Genomic DNA, 13205 nt, shown 5'->3' on the forward strand with positions numbered 1-13205 from the left:
GCACTTATCGTGGTGGGACGGCGCATGGGCAGGATGGTGTAACCATCCGGCGATAGCCACCCATGCGCTAGATGACAGGCTCCTCAAGGGGCCTTTTTTTATGCCCTAAACCGGGTTATCAGCCCCAAAAACCAAGAAGGCAGATGGAAACACAGCATGACGGGTAAAGACAATCAGATGACCGGCGCCGAGATCGTCCTGCGCGCGCTCAAGGATAACGGTGTCGAACATATCTTCGGCTATCCCGGCGGCGCCGTGCTTCCGATCTATGACGAGATCTTCCAGCAGGAAGACATCCAGCACATCCTCGTGCGCCACGAGCAGGGTGCCGGCCACGCAGCTGAGGGATATGCGCGCTCGACCGGCAAGGTCGGCGTCATGCTGGTCACGTCAGGTCCTGGCGCCACCAATGCGGTGACGCCGCTGCAGGATGCTTTGATGGACAGCGTTCCGCTCGTCTGCATCTCCGGCCAGGTTCCGACCTCGCTGATCGGTTCGGATGCCTTCCAGGAATGCGATACCGTCGGCATCACGCGTCCCTGCACCAAGCACAACTGGCTGGTCAAGGACGTCAACCAGCTGGCCTCGATCATCCATGAAGCCTTCCGGATCGCCCAGACGGGCCGTCCGGGTCCGGTCCTCGTCGATATCCCGAAGGACATCCAGTTCGCCACCGGCACCTACACTCCGCCGGATGCGCACAAGGCGCTGAAGAGCTACCAGCCAAAGGTTTCGGGCGATGCCCGCGCCATCCAGGCTGCCGTCGAGCTGATGGCGACGGCTCGCCGTCCGATCATCTATTCGGGTGGCGGCGTCATCAATTCCGGTCCGGAAGCCACCAAGCTGCTGCGTGAACTGGTCGGTCTCACCGACTTCCCGATCACCTCGACGCTCATGGGGCTCGGCTGCTATCCGGCTTCGGGCAAGAACTGGCTTGGCATGCTCGGCATGCATGGTTCCTACGAAGCAAACATGGCGATGCATGACTGCGACGTCATGGTCTGCATCGGTGCGCGCTTCGATGACCGCATCACCGGCCGTCTGAACGCATTCTCGCCGAACTCGAAGAAGATCCACATCGACATCGATCCGTCGTCTATCAACAAGAATGTCCGCGTCGACGTACCAATCACAGGCGATGTCGGTCGCGTTCTCGAAGACATGGTCCGCGCCTGGCGCGCCCTGCCGAAGAAGCCTGAGGCGTCGCAGACGGCCGAATGGAATGCCAGCATTGCCAAGTGGCGGGCTCGCAACTCCTTCGCCTACACGCCGTCCAAGGACGTCATCATGCCGCAATATGCGCTGCAGCGGCTTTATGAGCTGACCAAGCATCGCGACACCTACATCACGACGGAAGTCGGCCAGCACCAGATGTGGGCGGCCCAGTATATCGGCTTCGAGCAGCCGAACCGCTGGATGACCTCGGGTGGCCTCGGCACGATGGGTTACGGCCTGCCGGCCGCAATCGGCGTCCAGGTCGCACATCCCGACGCATTGGTCATCGATGTCGCGGGCGATGCCTCGATCCAGATGTGCATTCAGGAAATGTCCTGCGCCATCCAGTACGAGCTGCCGGTCAAGATCTTCATCCTCAATAACCAGTACATGGGCATGGTGCGCCAGTGGCAGCAGCTGCTGCACGGCAACCGCCTGTCGAGCTCCTATACGGAAGCCATGCCTGACTTCGTCAAGCTGGCGGAAGCCTATGGCGCGGTTGGCATCCGTTGCGAAAAGCCCGACGATCTCGACGGTGCCATCCAGGAGATGGTCGACGTGAAGAAGCCTGTCATCTTCGACTGCCGTGTCGCCAATCTCGCCAACTGCTTCCCGATGATCCCGTCGGGCAAGGCCCATAACGAAATGCTGCTGCCGGACGAGGCGACCGACGAAGCGGTTGCCACTGCCATTGATGCCAAGGGCCGTCAGCTCGTCTGACCGGGAGGAAAAAGATCATGAACGCTCATCTTCAGCCGACCGGTTCGGCCTATTTCATCGCCAAGGAAACCTCCGCCATCGAGAGCCATACGCTCTCGGTGCTCGTCGACAACGAGCCCGGCGTTCTCGCCCGCGTCATCGGCCTGTTCTCCGGTCGCGGCTACAACATCGAGAGCCTGACGGTCTCGGAGACCGAGCACGAGGCGCATCTGTCGCGCATCACGATCGTGACGCGTGGAACGCCTGGTGTGCTTGAGCAGATCAAGGCGCAGCTTGAGCGCATCGTGCCAGTGCACCGCGTCCTCGACCTGACGGTTCGCGCTAAGGAGCTCGGCCAGGAGCGGCCGATCGAGCGTGAGGTGGCGCTGGTGAAGGTCGTTTCGACCGGTGAAATGCGTGCCGAGACGCTTCGGCTTGCCGATGCCTTCCAGGCGAAGGTCGTGGATGCGACGGTCGACCATTTCATCTTTGAGATCACCGGCAAGTCATCGAAGATCGACCAGTTCGTCTCGATCATGAAGCCGCTCGGGCTCAACGAGATCTGCCGCACCGGCATTGCTGCGATGAACCGCGGCCCGCAGGGCATGTAAGGAATTCGGTAATTCCCGAAGTGAAAAGGGCGGCCTCGCGGTCGCCCTTTTTTGTTGCCGGCCTTTCAGTTCATGCCGAGGAGATCGAGAAGGCCCATTTGTTGCGGCGCCGGGGGCGGATCGGCCTCTGCCTTCTTCGGCTTTTCCTTGGCCGGTTTGTCGCTCGCCGGCTTCATCTTGGCTTTCTTCTCGGCCTTCGTTACCGATGGGGCGGTCTCGGCTGCGTCGTTCTTCTTCTTGGCAGACTTTTTCGGCGGCGCTGGCACATCCGCTGCCGCTTCCACTTCGGCCTCGTCGTCTGGTGCCGTGGTCGTGGTCAGCATGGCAGTCAGTGCATGCCGCAGGGCCGCTGGCCTCAGGCTGTAGTGGATATACTGGCCCTTCTTCTCACCTTCGATCAGTTCGGCATTTTCGAGGATCGAGAGATGCTGGGAGATCGAAGGCTTGGCCATGTCGAAGCGGGCGGCGATCTCGCCGGCGGTCAGCGTCGACTGGGCGAGGTGCACCAGCATCATGCGGCGTGGATCGGAGGCGAGTGCGTGGAAGACGCGGGACGAGATCTTGTCCATTGCCGGATGTATTTCGGTTTTTCCGCGCTTTGCCATGTGGTCCCTCAGTCGTGCGGCTCTTTCTCCGCAATTCTCGAATTAGGCAATCTCCTAATTTCCTGAGGGGCTGGCGTAAAGTGCTGGAAATGCTGGGCCTGTGGATAGATCGCGATTTTCCGATGCATGGGAGAGGATCGGGCGCCCTGCTTTCTCTCCCCTTTACAACATCGCCAGCGCTACTTTCCGGGACGGTGGCGGGAAGGCCACGTCCAGACGCGCCCAGTCTTCATCGGAGATGTCGAGATCGACCGCCTCGCGATTTTCCTGCAGGCGGCGCAGGTTCGAGGTCTTCGGGATCGGGATCACGCTTTCGCGCTCCAGCAGGAAGGCGAGCGCGACCTGTGCCGGAGTCGCCTGATAGGCCTTGGCGATGTGGATCAGTTCAGCGTGCTGGAGGATGCGGCCCTGCTCGATCGGCGAATAGGCCATGACCGGGATCTGGTGCTCCTGGCACCAGGGCAGGAGGTCGAATTCGATGCCGCGGCGGGAAAGATTGTAGAGGACCTGATTGACGGCACAGTTCCCGCCATCGGCCACCGAGAACAGTTCCTCCATGTCATCGATATCGAAATTCGAGACGCCCCAGGCGCGAATTCTGCTCGCAGCTTTCAGTTCTTCCATCGCCGCAACCGTGTCTTCGAGTGGGTGTTCCCCGCGCCAGTGCAGGAGATAGAGATCGAGATGATCGCTCCCCAACCGGTCGAGGCTGGCATGGCAGGCCTTGATCGTGCCGTCGTAGCTGGCATTCCAGGGCAGGACCTTGGAGACGAGAAAGGCGTCTTCGCGCCGATCCTTCAGCGCTTCGCCGACGATGCGTTCGGTGCCGCCATCGCCATACATTTCGGCCGTGTCGATCACGGTCATGCCGAGATCGAGCGCCAGCCTGACGGCATCGACTTCCGCCTTGGCCTCGGATTTCGTTTCGCCCATCATCCAGGTGCCGAAGCCGAGGCTCGGGACCTCTGCGCCGCCCGGCAGGGTGACAGTCGGTATGGTGTCATGCATGGTGGAGCTCCTCGGGGCGGGCTGTGCGAAGGATAGCGAGGCGGTCCCGCGAGGCAAGCGACAAAGTCCCGCTCCTTCGTGTCACCATAACAAGAATGGTGATGGCGTGGGCTCAAAGGACAGATAGGCTGACATAAAAATCCGGGAGAAACATCCATGTCGGCCGATACGCTTCTGGCGCTTGTGGTCTTTGCCTTCGCGACCTCGATCACCCCGGGGCCGAACAACATGATGCTGTTTGCGTCGGGGGTGAACTTCGGCTTCCGCCGGACCATTCCGCATATGCTCGGGATCGGTGCCGGATTCTTCTCGCTGCTGATCGGTGTCGGCCTCGGCCTCGGCGCTATTCTTTCGGCCTATCCACCTGCCTTCATCGCGCTTAAGGTTGCAGGCGGGCTCTATCTCCTCTGGATCGCCTGGAAAATCGGTTCGTCACGCACGATGGGTGAGGGGGAGGCCAAGGCGCGACCGATGAGCTTCCTGGGGGCTGCCGCCTTCCAGTGGGTCAATCCGAAAGCCTGGGTGATGGCCGTAACCGCCATGGCGGTCTATCCGCATCCGGAGCATTATGCTCTGACTGTCGGCATAGTCGCGCTGGTCTTCGCGGCCGTCAATGTTCCCAGTGTATCCACCTGGGCGGGCTTCGGCTCGGCTCTTCGGGAATGGTTGTCGGTCCCGGTGCGGCTCAAATGGTTCAACATCACCATGGCCTTGCTGTTGGTGATGAGCCTTTGGCCCATGCTCAAATAGGAAACTTCGATGTCTGGTCACCACCATGAAGATCATGATCATAATCACGGGCATGATCACCACCATGACAACCGGTATTCCGATATGGAAGCCCGCGTGCGGGCGCTCGAGACTTTGCTGACCGAAAAGGGTCTGATCGATCCCGCGGCGATCGACGCCATCGTCGAGACCTATGAGACGAAGGTGGGACCGAGGAATGGCGCGCGGGTGGTGGCGAAGTCCTGGGTCGATCCCGAGTTCGCCGACTGGCTGACGCGCGATGCGACGGCGGCGATCGCGAGCCTCGGCTATACGGGCCGGCAGGGCGAGCATATGCGCGCCGTCTTCAACACCCCTGACACCCACAATTTTGTCGTCTGCACGCTGTGCTCCTGTTACCCGTGGTCGGTGCTCGGTCTGCCGCCGGTCTGGTACAAGGCGCCGGCCTATCGGTCCCGAGCAGTAATCGATCCGCGCGGTGTGCTTGCCGAATTCGGGGTGACCTTGCCGGAGGAGATGCAGATCCGCGTCTGGGATTCCACGGCGGAGGTTCGCTATCTCGTAGTGCCCTTGCGTCCTGCAGGGACGGAAGGGCTGGACGAAGAGGCACTCGCCAAGCTCGTGACGCGCGACTCGATGATCGGCACTGGTCTCGCGTTGTCGTCGGAGGTCCTGTCATGAACGGGCCGCATGATCTTGGCGGGCAGATGGGCTTCGGTCCGGTCGCGCCTGAGAAAGGCGAACCCTACTTCCATGCAGAATGGGAGAAGCGGGCGCTCGGCATCACGCTCTCCTGCGGCGCGTTCGGTGCCTGGTCCATCGACGAGAGCCGGCATGCGCGCGAGAATATTCCGCCGGCGAGTTATCTGGCGGCGAGCTATTACGAAGTGTGGATACGCGGGATCGACATGCTGCTCGAGCGGCATGGTTTTGCCACCGCCGAAGAGCTGGCAACAGGGCAGCACGCGGAGCTGGGCCGAGCGCCAAAACGAGTACTGACAGCCGAGATGGTCGAAGGCGTGCTGGCCCGTGGCGGGCCGTGCGACCGGCCCGTCGAGACGGGGCCGAAGTTTGCCGTCGGTGACCGGGTGCGGACGAAGAATTTCCATCCGGCGGGCCACACGCGTCTGCCCCGTTATGCCCGGGCGAAAACGGGTGTGGTCGAGGCCGTTCAAGGCGGCTTCGTCTTCCCTGACGATAATGCCCATGGACGGGGCGAGAGCCCGCAATGGGTCTACACGGTCGTGTTCACAGGAGACGAGATCTGGGGCGAGGACGCCGACCCGACTTTGACCGTCTCGATCGATGCATGGGAGAGCTATCTTGAGCGCCTGTGAAACGGTGACGGATCTTGCGGCATCGCCGGGCTTGCCGCGCTCGCCCGAAGGCGCGCCCGTCTTCGCCGAACCCTGGCACGCGCAGGCCTTTGCCATGACCGTGCATCTGCATGCGCGCGGCGTGTTCTCCTGGACGGAATGGGCGGACAGCCTGTCTGCCGAAGTCCACAGACCGGAGCGGGCGACTGACGGTTCCGACTATTTTGATGCCTGGGTCGCGGCATTGGCCGGGCTGCTGGAGCGCAAGGGGCTGGCCGATCGCGATACCGTCGAGGCCTTGCGCGAAAGCTGGCAGCGGGCGGCCGAGGCGACGCCGCATGGTACGCCCATCGAGCTCGCCAATGATCCGCTCAAGGGCTGATGTCCACGATTTGTTCTGACTTTCCCGGCTTTGGCCTTGCATCGGGCCAACGAATCCGCGCATGACCTAGGTCATGCAATTCGCGCCCCAGCAAGACGAGGCCCTCAAGGCCGTTTCGAAATGGCTGAAGGAGGGGAAGACCCCCGTCTTCCGTCTGTTCGGCTATGCCGGTACGGGCAAGACGACGCTCGCCAAACATTTTGCCGAGCATGTCGATGGCGAGGTGCTGTTTGCCGCCTTCACCGGCAAGGCGGCGCAGGTTCTGCGCTCGCGTGGCGCCTCGAATGCCAAGACCATCCATTCGCTGATTTATCGCCCGCGCGGCGAGGAGGCGGTGGAGGACGAGGAAACCGGCAAGACCTCGATTGCGCCGATGTTCTCGATCAACCGCCAGAGCCCGGTCGCCAAGGCGGCACTCATTGTCATCGATGAATGCTCGATGGTCGATGAGGCGCTGGGACGCGACTTGATGAGCTTCGGCACGCCGATCCTGGTGCTGGGTGATCCCGGCCAGTTGCCACCTGTTTCCGGCGGTGGATTCTTCACCGATCAGGAGCCGGACTATCTGCTGACAGATATCCATCGCCAGGCGCGCGACAATCCGATCATCCAGCTTGCCATGCATATCCGTGAGGGCAAGGAGATCATGTATGGCGATTACGGCGATACCGCACGCGTGATCTCGAAGAACGAGGTGACGCAGGATCTTGTGCTGGGGGCGGATCAGGTGCTTGTCGGAACCAACAAGACGCGGCGGCGCTACAACATGCGGCTGCGCGAGTTGAAAGGCTTCACCGTCGACTATCCGCAGGCCGGCGACAAGCTCGTATGCCTTAGGAACGATCAGGTGAAGGGCCTGCTCAATGGGTCGCTGTGGCAGGTGATGACGTCGTCGCGCGAGACGGTGAAGCCCGGCATCAATCTCCTGATCAAGCCCGAAGACGACGACATGGATCGCGGGGCAGCCAAGATCAAGCTGCTCAAGGACGCCTTCGCGGATATCGAGACGGAGATACCTTGGTCGACGCGCAAGCGTTACGACGAGTTCGACTACGGCTATGCACTGACCGTGCACAAGGCCCAGGGCTCACAGTGGAACGATGTTGTCTTGTTCGACGAGAGCTGGGCGTTTCGCGATACACGCGAGCGCTGGCTCTATACCGCCGTGACCCGCGCGGCAGAGACGCTCACCATCGTCAGATGAGCGCTCCTGACTAGGTCACTTCGCCTTGAGGGCGGTCAGCGTCGCCATCAGCTCCACGTTGTCCTTGCCGGACGCCTCGGCGATCTCGGACAGGCTCGTAGCGCCATCCGCTGCCGCAAAGCCCTTCTGTTTCAGCCCATCGACCACTTCGGCTTCAGATCTTCCGAGCAGAGGTGCAACCTCACCCGGCGTGCCGGCTGCGATGATATTGATCATGGCAAAAGCCGGATTTCCACCGCTACCGCTTGCCGAACCTGTGATGGCAGGCCAGGCGAAGGCGAGGCCGGTGACCAGACAGAGGCCGAGCGTCAGGGTCATCGGCAGGCGCTTGAAATAGGCGAGGAACGGGCGCCAGTTTTTCCAGACATGCAGGACGAAAGGCAGAATGAGAACAAGGCTCAGCCATTCATGCATCTCGCGGAAGGCGGTCGTGCCGTAGTGAAAGAACAGGGCTATCCCGGAGATCAGTGAGATCCGGAACAGGCCGGTGGTGAAGGGGGTTGCATAACGGGACAGGATACTCGGCATGGGGCGACCTCAGTCTTTGGGTATGACCCGCTCCTAGCTCCAGCTGCAGCCGCTGTCCCGTTAAACTTCCTCCACTATTGATGATGGACAAGACCAGGGCTGGTCTTCAATTGGCGACCAAACCGAGAAGAACGGCTTTCGCCACGGCCTGGAAGCGGTTTTGCGCTTGGAGTTTGCCGACGATGCTCGCCTCCACGGTACTGACCTCTTCGGTTTTCAGTTCGAGCGTCCGCGCGATCCGGATCGGCGTATAGCCTTCGACCATCAACTGCAGGCAGCGGGCTTCCGTCTCGGTCAGGGTTGGCCCCTTCTGTTCCGTGTTCAACTGACCGGCTTCGACCTCTTCGTGGTCGAGCAGGGCATTGAGTTGCTGGAGCTGACGGTGGACCGTCGAAAGGTTTGACGCCAGTTCACGGCGACGGCCGAGCAGGGCTTCCTCAAGAATCAGGTTTGCTTCGCTTGTCGAGGTGGCGGTCGAGAGTGTTTCGAACAGGTCCTGGATGAGCGAGACCGACATGCCGACCTCTCGGCACACATTGATCAGGGCCATCCGGGCGATTTCATCGCATCCGTAGACCCGCATGAGGCCCATGCGTCGGGCGGTGAGCAGGCCCTTTTCCTCGTAGAAATGCAGCGTTCGGTGGGTGACGCCGAAGAACTCTGCCATTTCGGCAATCGCGACCGGCTCTTTCGGTGGGGTTCTCGTCTGGACGAGGTCCGGCAAGAGAAATGCCTTGTTAGGCTGACTGGATACGCTGGTGATCGGTTGCAGATGGTGTGTTCCGTGCGGCATGTACCCCTCCATGTTCAGTGCCAACGCGTCTGCTGAAGCCGATAGTTCCTCTTTTGCTGTGCTGTCTCGCTGACCCCGCTGCATCTCGAATCGCCGTCTGATTGAAGATTATAGTATATTTGAAATCCGTAAAATAAGTTTTCGCAAAAGGGAATTGCGCCTCATGTCTGGAACGCGTGGCTCAGCGTGGCAGGGAGGAAAGGGCGATCAGCCTCGTCATCTCGGTGATGATCTCGCTGCTCTGGCCGAGGCCTGCCCATTGCTGCTGGGACTGACGGGCATTGATATAGCTCGCGTCCGAACCCTCCAGCGTATAGCGATAGGTGGCTTCGAGGCACTGCATCTGTCCCGTCGACAGATCGTTCTTGTGGCAGAAGCGATAGATCGAACCCGGTATCGTGAGGTTTGCTCCGGCAAAGCCGTTCGCCAGCGCACCGATTTCCAGGCTGTCGCCGGAAGTCTCGCAGACGCCCATGCTGATCGGCACCTCGCTGCCGGAGCGGAGATGGCGCAGCCCGAGTTTGAGCTCGGTGCCGAGACTATGCGCCTTCAATTCGAAATGGAGGGGATGCGGTGCTCCGCCTTCGAAACTGGGTTTTTCACTCGGGCCTGCGATGCAGACCGCCCAGAGCCTCGTGCTCCAGAGCCGGGTCGCATTGACGAAGATCGAGGCGATGAGATCGTCGCCGTCCGGGCGGCGGATGAAAAGCCTTGGGAGTGAGGCCTTGTCGTCGGCGAGAGCAGGGCTCTCGACATCAGCGAAGGTGGTCTCGATCAATTCGAGGTCGCGCTCACGGACCATGCTGGCTTGCGATGCGACGCGGTCGTAGACCGGAACATAACCGCCGAGCGGAATGCGAATGCGTAGCGGATCATCGCGGCCCTCGCAGGCATAGAACTGGTTCAGCAGCTTGCGCAACTTTCCGGCCTGGACACGGACCAGCGGATCTGTGCCCGGATCGAAGCCGTGGTTGCGGCTGAACACATCGATGCCGATCGTGTAGCCTTTCAACTGATGCGACAGGCCGAGTTGCTCCATCTCGACGATGAATTTGAGGAAGGAGCGCAGCCTTTCGGAGCGTGCGAATGTCCTGCTCCGCAACACCCGCTGCAGAGCGTCCGAAACCTGCCCGCCATCGATCCCGGTTTCCGTCAACATGCTTGCTCCAACCGCCGCAGGGGACGCCTGCGCCGTCATCCGATAGTGCGCATTTGTGCGATCCGTCACAATCGAGACCTGACTAAAGGATGGGGGCTAGGCGTCAATACCTTAAAGTCTAGGGGGTGGACGCGATTGCCATTCATCAATTTCCCGCATCGGAGCATTTGCGATTCTCGTTGGCCTTCGATACCGCGATGCCGTAAGGATGCCCCAGACCTCTTCATCGCCGGATCATGCCGCCATGCCTGCCAAGCTTTCCGTCAACCTCAATGCCATCGCCATGCTTCGCAACCGCCGGGATCTTCCCTGGCCTGACGTGGCCGGTCTCGGCCGTATTGCCCTTGCTGCTGGTGCCAGTGGCCTGACGGTGCATCCACGCCCGGATCAGCGGCATATCCGCTTCAGCGATCTGCCGGTGCTGCGGGCTCTGATCGACGACGCGTTCCCCACGGCCGAGTTCAACATCGAAGGTTATCCGAGCGAGGATTTCCTGGCGCTCTGCGAGGCAACCGAGCCGGAGCAGGTCACGCTGGTGCCTGATGACCCGTCGCAGGCGACGTCCGACCATGGCTGGGACCTTGTCGTGCATCAGGATTTTCTCAAGCGTGTCGTGTCGCGGCTTCGCGCCAAGGGCATGCGGGTGTCGCTCTTCGTTGATGGCGATGGGCGGTCCGAGCCGATGGCGCTTGCGAAGGCGACAGGCGCCGAGCGCGTCGAGCTCTATACCGGCCCCTATGGCGGTTGTTACGACAATTTGGATGAGGCTCTACGTCAGGTCGAACTGCTCGGATTGACGGCAGATGCCGCCCGCGCCGAGGGGCTCGACGTCAATGCCGGGCACGACCTGACGGTTGCCAACCTGCCGCTGCTGGTCAAGCGCATCCCGCATCTTGCCGAAGTCTCGATCGGTCACGGCCTGACCGCCGATGCCCTGGAATACGGTATGGCCGAAACCGTCCGGCGGTTCTGCCGCGCCTGCGGCCAGACGATCTGAACGCAGGCCACTAATCAGGCAGCCCGGATGTCGCGATCGCCTTGCAGTGCGAAGGTAACGGCCGCTTCGGCATGGATGGTCGTCGAGTCGTAGCCGGGCAGCTGAAGTGTCGTCGGGTCGAGGATGAGGCAGATCTCCGTGCAGCCGAGGATAACGCTGTCGGCACCTTCAGCCTTGGCCTGTTCGATGATGCCGTTCAGCTTGTCGCGTGACGTGTCGAGAACCCGGCCTGCGCAGAGCTCTTCGAAGATGACGTCATGGGTGACTGTCCGCCCTTCCGCATCCGGCACCATGATCTCGATGTCGTGGCGCTTCATGCGCTCGGCGTAAAACGGTTGTTCCATGGTGTAGCGTGTTGCGAGCAGCAGCGGGCGTTTTGCGCCGCCGGCTTTCAATGCATGGGCGGTTTCATCGATGATGTTGATGAGTGGTACGTCGATCCGTGCCTGCACCTCGTCGGCGACGAGATGCATGGTGTTGGTGCAGATCAGAACGCAGTCCGCGCCGGCCTTTTCCAGGCCTGTTGCGACGTCGCCCAGACGCTTCGCGGCAAGGTCCCAGCGGCCGGCCTTCTGCAGTGCGACGATCTCCGCAAAGTTCACCGAGTGCATCAGGACCTCTGCCGAAGTGAGGCCGCCGAGGCGGGCGCGGACGGCCTCGTTGACCTGGCGGTAATAGACCGCCGAACTTTCGAAACTCATCCCGCCAATCAAGCCAATCGTCTTCATGTCTCGTCTCCGTCATTTGATGCGAAGATGATGATGCGAATTCGGCGCAATTGGGTTGCAATGATCGGATAGAGAACAGCCCTTGGCGCATGGCAGTTGGCGCGATATGAGGGGATCGCGCAGATTATTTGCGCATTCATGGGTTTGGGCCGGGGAGATGTGGCGTGATTGACGAAAGAGACAGGAAGATTCTCGATCTGCTGCAGCAGGATGCGAGCATTGCGGTTGCGGATCTCGCTGAGCGCGTGGCCTTGTCAACGTCTGCCTGCTCGCGGCGGATCCAGAAGCTGGAGGAGCAGGGCTATATCGCCCGGCGCATCGTCGTCCTCGATCGCGAGAGAATCGGTGTGCCGACCACGGTCTATGCCCTGGTGAAGACAGCCCATCATGCCGACGACTGGATCGAGGAGTTTCGCCGCGCGATCAGCGATATCTCGGAGATTGTCGAAGCCCATCGATTGACGGGGCATTACGACTATATCCTGAAGCTGGTGCTGCCGCGCGTCGAGCATTACGACGTCGTCTATCGCCGGCTGGTGAAGCGCGTCGAACTCTTTGACGTTTCGGCATCAATCTCTATGGAAATTCTCAAGCAGGGGCTGGCCGTGCCTGTCGATTACGCGCGGTGATTATTCCGGCGAGGGCAGGGCCTTGTCGGCGCGGCATTGGCTGATCGGCAACTGCTTCACGGCGTAGATGGCCGAGATCCTGCCGAGGAAGCTGTCACCAAAATCGCTGCTGCGCTCGGTTTCAGCCTCGATACAGCCGCAGGCATAGCCATAGTAGCCGTTCGTCTGGACGAAATCCCCTGTGGTGAAATCAGGCATGTTCTCCATGCCGAGCGGCTCGATCTCGGAGCCTTGCGTCATCAGTATCCATGAGCCTTCGCCATCATCGAGCCAGTAATTTCCGGGGGTCGGATTCTGTATCCAGCCGCAGCGGTTTTCCTTGGCGGAGAGGGCCGAGGTTCCGGCAAGTGTCAGGGCAAGGCAGATGAGGAGGTGTTTGGTGCGCATGGTGTTTTCCTAGATTTCGCCGCACCATACCCATCACCTTTGGCGCTGGGAATGACCAAGTCTGGACACTATCGCAAATGCAAAAAAAAGGCCCCGGGACTGATGCCCCGAGGCCCACCACGCACCCTGGAATCAGGAAGCGTTGGAAACTGTGCGGGTGACGAGGGTCACCGACTGGTCGGCGTTGACCTTGTAGACTTCGTTGACGTCACGAC

Annotated in this window: 16 protein-coding genes; 9 read left to right on the top strand and 7 right to left on the bottom strand. The window is 61.0% G+C overall.

The features are described from left to right. The first annotated feature begins 156 nt into the window (after window positions 1-156). Complete coding sequence (locus IP85_RS21690; protein WP_054151730.1) at window positions 157-1935, top strand: acetolactate synthase 3 large subunit; 1779 nt, start codon at window positions 157-159, stop codon at window positions 1933-1935. Between the two features lie 17 nt (window positions 1936-1952). Beyond that, window positions 1953-2525 (top strand): acetolactate synthase small subunit, encoded by a 573-nt coding sequence (gene ilvN / locus IP85_RS21695; protein WP_054151731.1) that lies wholly within the window; start codon window positions 1953-1955, stop codon window positions 2523-2525. 65 nt (window positions 2526-2590) lie between these two features. On the opposite strand, the gene IP85_RS22660 is transcribed toward ilvN, so the two are convergent. Together IP85_RS22660 and IP85_RS21705 are read right to left on the bottom strand one after the other, a co-directional pair. Continuing rightward, on the bottom strand, window positions 2591-3130 hold the full coding sequence (locus IP85_RS22660) for a metalloregulator ArsR/SmtB family transcription factor (protein WP_197278036.1): 540 nt from the start codon (window positions 3128-3130) through the stop codon (window positions 2591-2593). A gap of 162 nt (window positions 3131-3292) precedes the next feature. Then, on the bottom strand, window positions 3293-4138 hold the full coding sequence (locus IP85_RS21705; RefSeq protein WP_054151732.1) for an aldo/keto reductase: 846 nt from the start codon (window positions 4136-4138) through the stop codon (window positions 3293-3295). A 156-nt stretch (window positions 4139-4294) separates the two neighbouring features. On the opposite strand from IP85_RS21705, the gene IP85_RS21710 reads away from it, so the two are divergent. The 5 genes from IP85_RS21710 (at window position 4295) to IP85_RS21730 (ending at window position 7769) form a co-directional block, all read left to right on the top strand. Beyond that, window positions 4295-4888 carry a LysE family translocator gene (locus IP85_RS21710; protein ID WP_054151733.1) on the top strand — a complete coding sequence of 198 codons (594 nt, stop codon included), beginning with the start codon at window positions 4295-4297 and terminating at the stop codon, window positions 4886-4888. A gap of 9 nt (window positions 4889-4897) precedes the next feature. Continuing rightward, a complete protein-coding gene (gene nthA / locus IP85_RS21715) occupies window positions 4898-5548 on the top strand; it encodes a nitrile hydratase subunit alpha (protein ID WP_054151734.1) in 651 nt (216 codons plus the stop codon). Beyond that, window positions 5545-6204 carry a nitrile hydratase subunit beta gene (gene nthB / locus IP85_RS21720; protein WP_054151735.1) on the top strand — a complete coding sequence of 220 codons (660 nt, stop codon included), beginning with the start codon at window positions 5545-5547 and terminating at the stop codon, window positions 6202-6204. The genes nthA and nthB overlap by 4 nt, the downstream gene beginning before the upstream one ends. Further along, the gene (locus tag IP85_RS21725; RefSeq protein WP_054151736.1) at window positions 6191-6565 is read left to right on the top strand and encodes a nitrile hydratase accessory protein; all 375 of its coding nucleotides are present in this window, start codon (window positions 6191-6193) and stop codon (window positions 6563-6565) included. The genes nthB and IP85_RS21725 overlap by 14 nt, the downstream gene beginning before the upstream one ends. 73 nt (window positions 6566-6638) lie before the next feature. Further along, entirely contained in the window at window positions 6639-7769 is a 1131-nt protein-coding gene (locus IP85_RS21730; RefSeq protein ID WP_054151737.1) for an ATP-dependent RecD-like DNA helicase, read from the top strand. 15 nt (window positions 7770-7784) lie between these two features. Here IP85_RS21730 and IP85_RS21735 read toward each other — a convergent pair whose 3' ends face one another. The 3 genes from IP85_RS21735 to IP85_RS21745 form a co-directional block, all read right to left on the bottom strand. Next, the gene (locus tag IP85_RS21735; RefSeq protein WP_054151738.1) at window positions 7785-8297 is read right to left on the bottom strand and encodes a DUF4405 domain-containing protein; all 513 of its coding nucleotides are present in this window, start codon (window positions 8295-8297) and stop codon (window positions 7785-7787) included. A gap of 106 nt (window positions 8298-8403) precedes the next feature. Further along, window positions 8404-9090 (bottom strand): MerR family transcriptional regulator, encoded by a 687-nt coding sequence (locus IP85_RS21740; RefSeq protein ID WP_054151739.1) that lies wholly within the window; start codon window positions 9088-9090, stop codon window positions 8404-8406. Between the two features lie 181 nt (window positions 9091-9271). Next, complete coding sequence (locus tag IP85_RS21745; RefSeq protein ID WP_054151740.1) at window positions 9272-10249, bottom strand: hypothetical protein; 978 nt, start codon at window positions 10247-10249, stop codon at window positions 9272-9274. 244 nt (window positions 10250-10493) lie between these two features. Here IP85_RS21745 and IP85_RS21750 point away from each other — a divergent pair, with 244 nt between their 5' ends. After that, window positions 10494-11246 (top strand): pyridoxine 5'-phosphate synthase, encoded by a 753-nt coding sequence (locus IP85_RS21750; protein WP_054151762.1) that lies wholly within the window; start codon window positions 10494-10496, stop codon window positions 11244-11246. Between the two features lie 14 nt (window positions 11247-11260). Here the strand turns inward: IP85_RS21750 and IP85_RS21755 are convergent, their stop codons facing one another. Further along, window positions 11261-11974: an aspartate/glutamate racemase family protein gene (locus IP85_RS21755; RefSeq protein ID WP_054151741.1), complete on the bottom strand. Its 714-nt coding sequence runs from the start codon at window positions 11972-11974 to the stop codon at window positions 11261-11263. A gap of 164 nt (window positions 11975-12138) precedes the next feature. Between IP85_RS21755 and IP85_RS21760 the strand changes: the two genes are divergently transcribed. Then, a complete protein-coding gene (locus IP85_RS21760; protein ID WP_054151742.1) occupies window positions 12139-12603 on the top strand; it encodes an Lrp/AsnC family transcriptional regulator in 465 nt (154 codons plus the stop codon). Here the strand turns inward: IP85_RS21760 and IP85_RS21765 are convergent, their stop codons facing one another. After that, window positions 12604-12990 carry a DUF4087 domain-containing protein gene (locus tag IP85_RS21765; protein WP_069041168.1) on the bottom strand — a complete coding sequence of 129 codons (387 nt, stop codon included), beginning with the start codon at window positions 12988-12990 and terminating at the stop codon, window positions 12604-12606. Between the last annotated feature and the right edge of the window lie 215 nt (window positions 12991-13205).

This window comes from Rhizobium sp. AAP116, assembly GCF_001295785.1.
Lineage (GTDB): Bacteria > Pseudomonadota > Alphaproteobacteria > Rhizobiales > Rhizobiaceae > Allorhizobium.

Bases quoted from the DNA above. Each gene is read 5' to 3' on its own strand.
- IP85_RS21765 (WP_069041168.1), bottom strand. From the start codon at position 12,990: ATGCGCACCAAACACCTCCTCATCTGCCTTGCCCTGACACTTGCCGGA.
- IP85_RS21705 (WP_054151732.1), bottom strand. From the start codon at position 4,138: ATGCATGACACCATACCGACTGTCACCCTGCCGGGCGGCGCAGAGGTC.
- IP85_RS22660 (WP_197278036.1), bottom strand. From the start codon at position 3,130: ATGGCAAAGCGCGGAAAAACCGAAATACATCCGGCAATGGACAAGATC.
- ilvN (WP_054151731.1), top strand. From the start codon at position 1,953: ATGAACGCTCATCTTCAGCCGACCGGTTCGGCCTATTTCATCGCCAAG.
- nthA (WP_054151734.1), top strand. From the start codon at position 4,898: ATGTCTGGTCACCACCATGAAGATCATGATCATAATCACGGGCATGAT.
- IP85_RS21730 (WP_054151737.1), top strand. From the start codon at position 6,639: ATGCAATTCGCGCCCCAGCAAGACGAGGCCCTCAAGGCCGTTTCGAAA.
- IP85_RS21690 (WP_054151730.1), top strand. From the start codon at position 157: ATGACGGGTAAAGACAATCAGATGACCGGCGCCGAGATCGTCCTGCGC.
- IP85_RS21750 (WP_054151762.1), top strand. From the start codon at position 10,494: ATGCCTGCCAAGCTTTCCGTCAACCTCAATGCCATCGCCATGCTTCGC.
- IP85_RS21755 (WP_054151741.1), bottom strand. From the start codon at position 11,974: ATGAAGACGATTGGCTTGATTGGCGGGATGAGTTTCGAAAGTTCGGCG.
- IP85_RS21710 (WP_054151733.1), top strand. From the start codon at position 4,295: ATGTCGGCCGATACGCTTCTGGCGCTTGTGGTCTTTGCCTTCGCGACC.
- nthB (WP_054151735.1), top strand. From the start codon at position 5,545: ATGAACGGGCCGCATGATCTTGGCGGGCAGATGGGCTTCGGTCCGGTC.
- IP85_RS21735 (WP_054151738.1), bottom strand. From the start codon at position 8,297: ATGCCGAGTATCCTGTCCCGTTATGCAACCCCCTTCACCACCGGCCTG.
- IP85_RS21740 (WP_054151739.1), bottom strand. From the start codon at position 9,090: ATGCCGCACGGAACACACCATCTGCAACCGATCACCAGCGTATCCAGT.
- IP85_RS21745 (WP_054151740.1), bottom strand. From the start codon at position 10,249: ATGTTGACGGAAACCGGGATCGATGGCGGGCAGGTTTCGGACGCTCTG.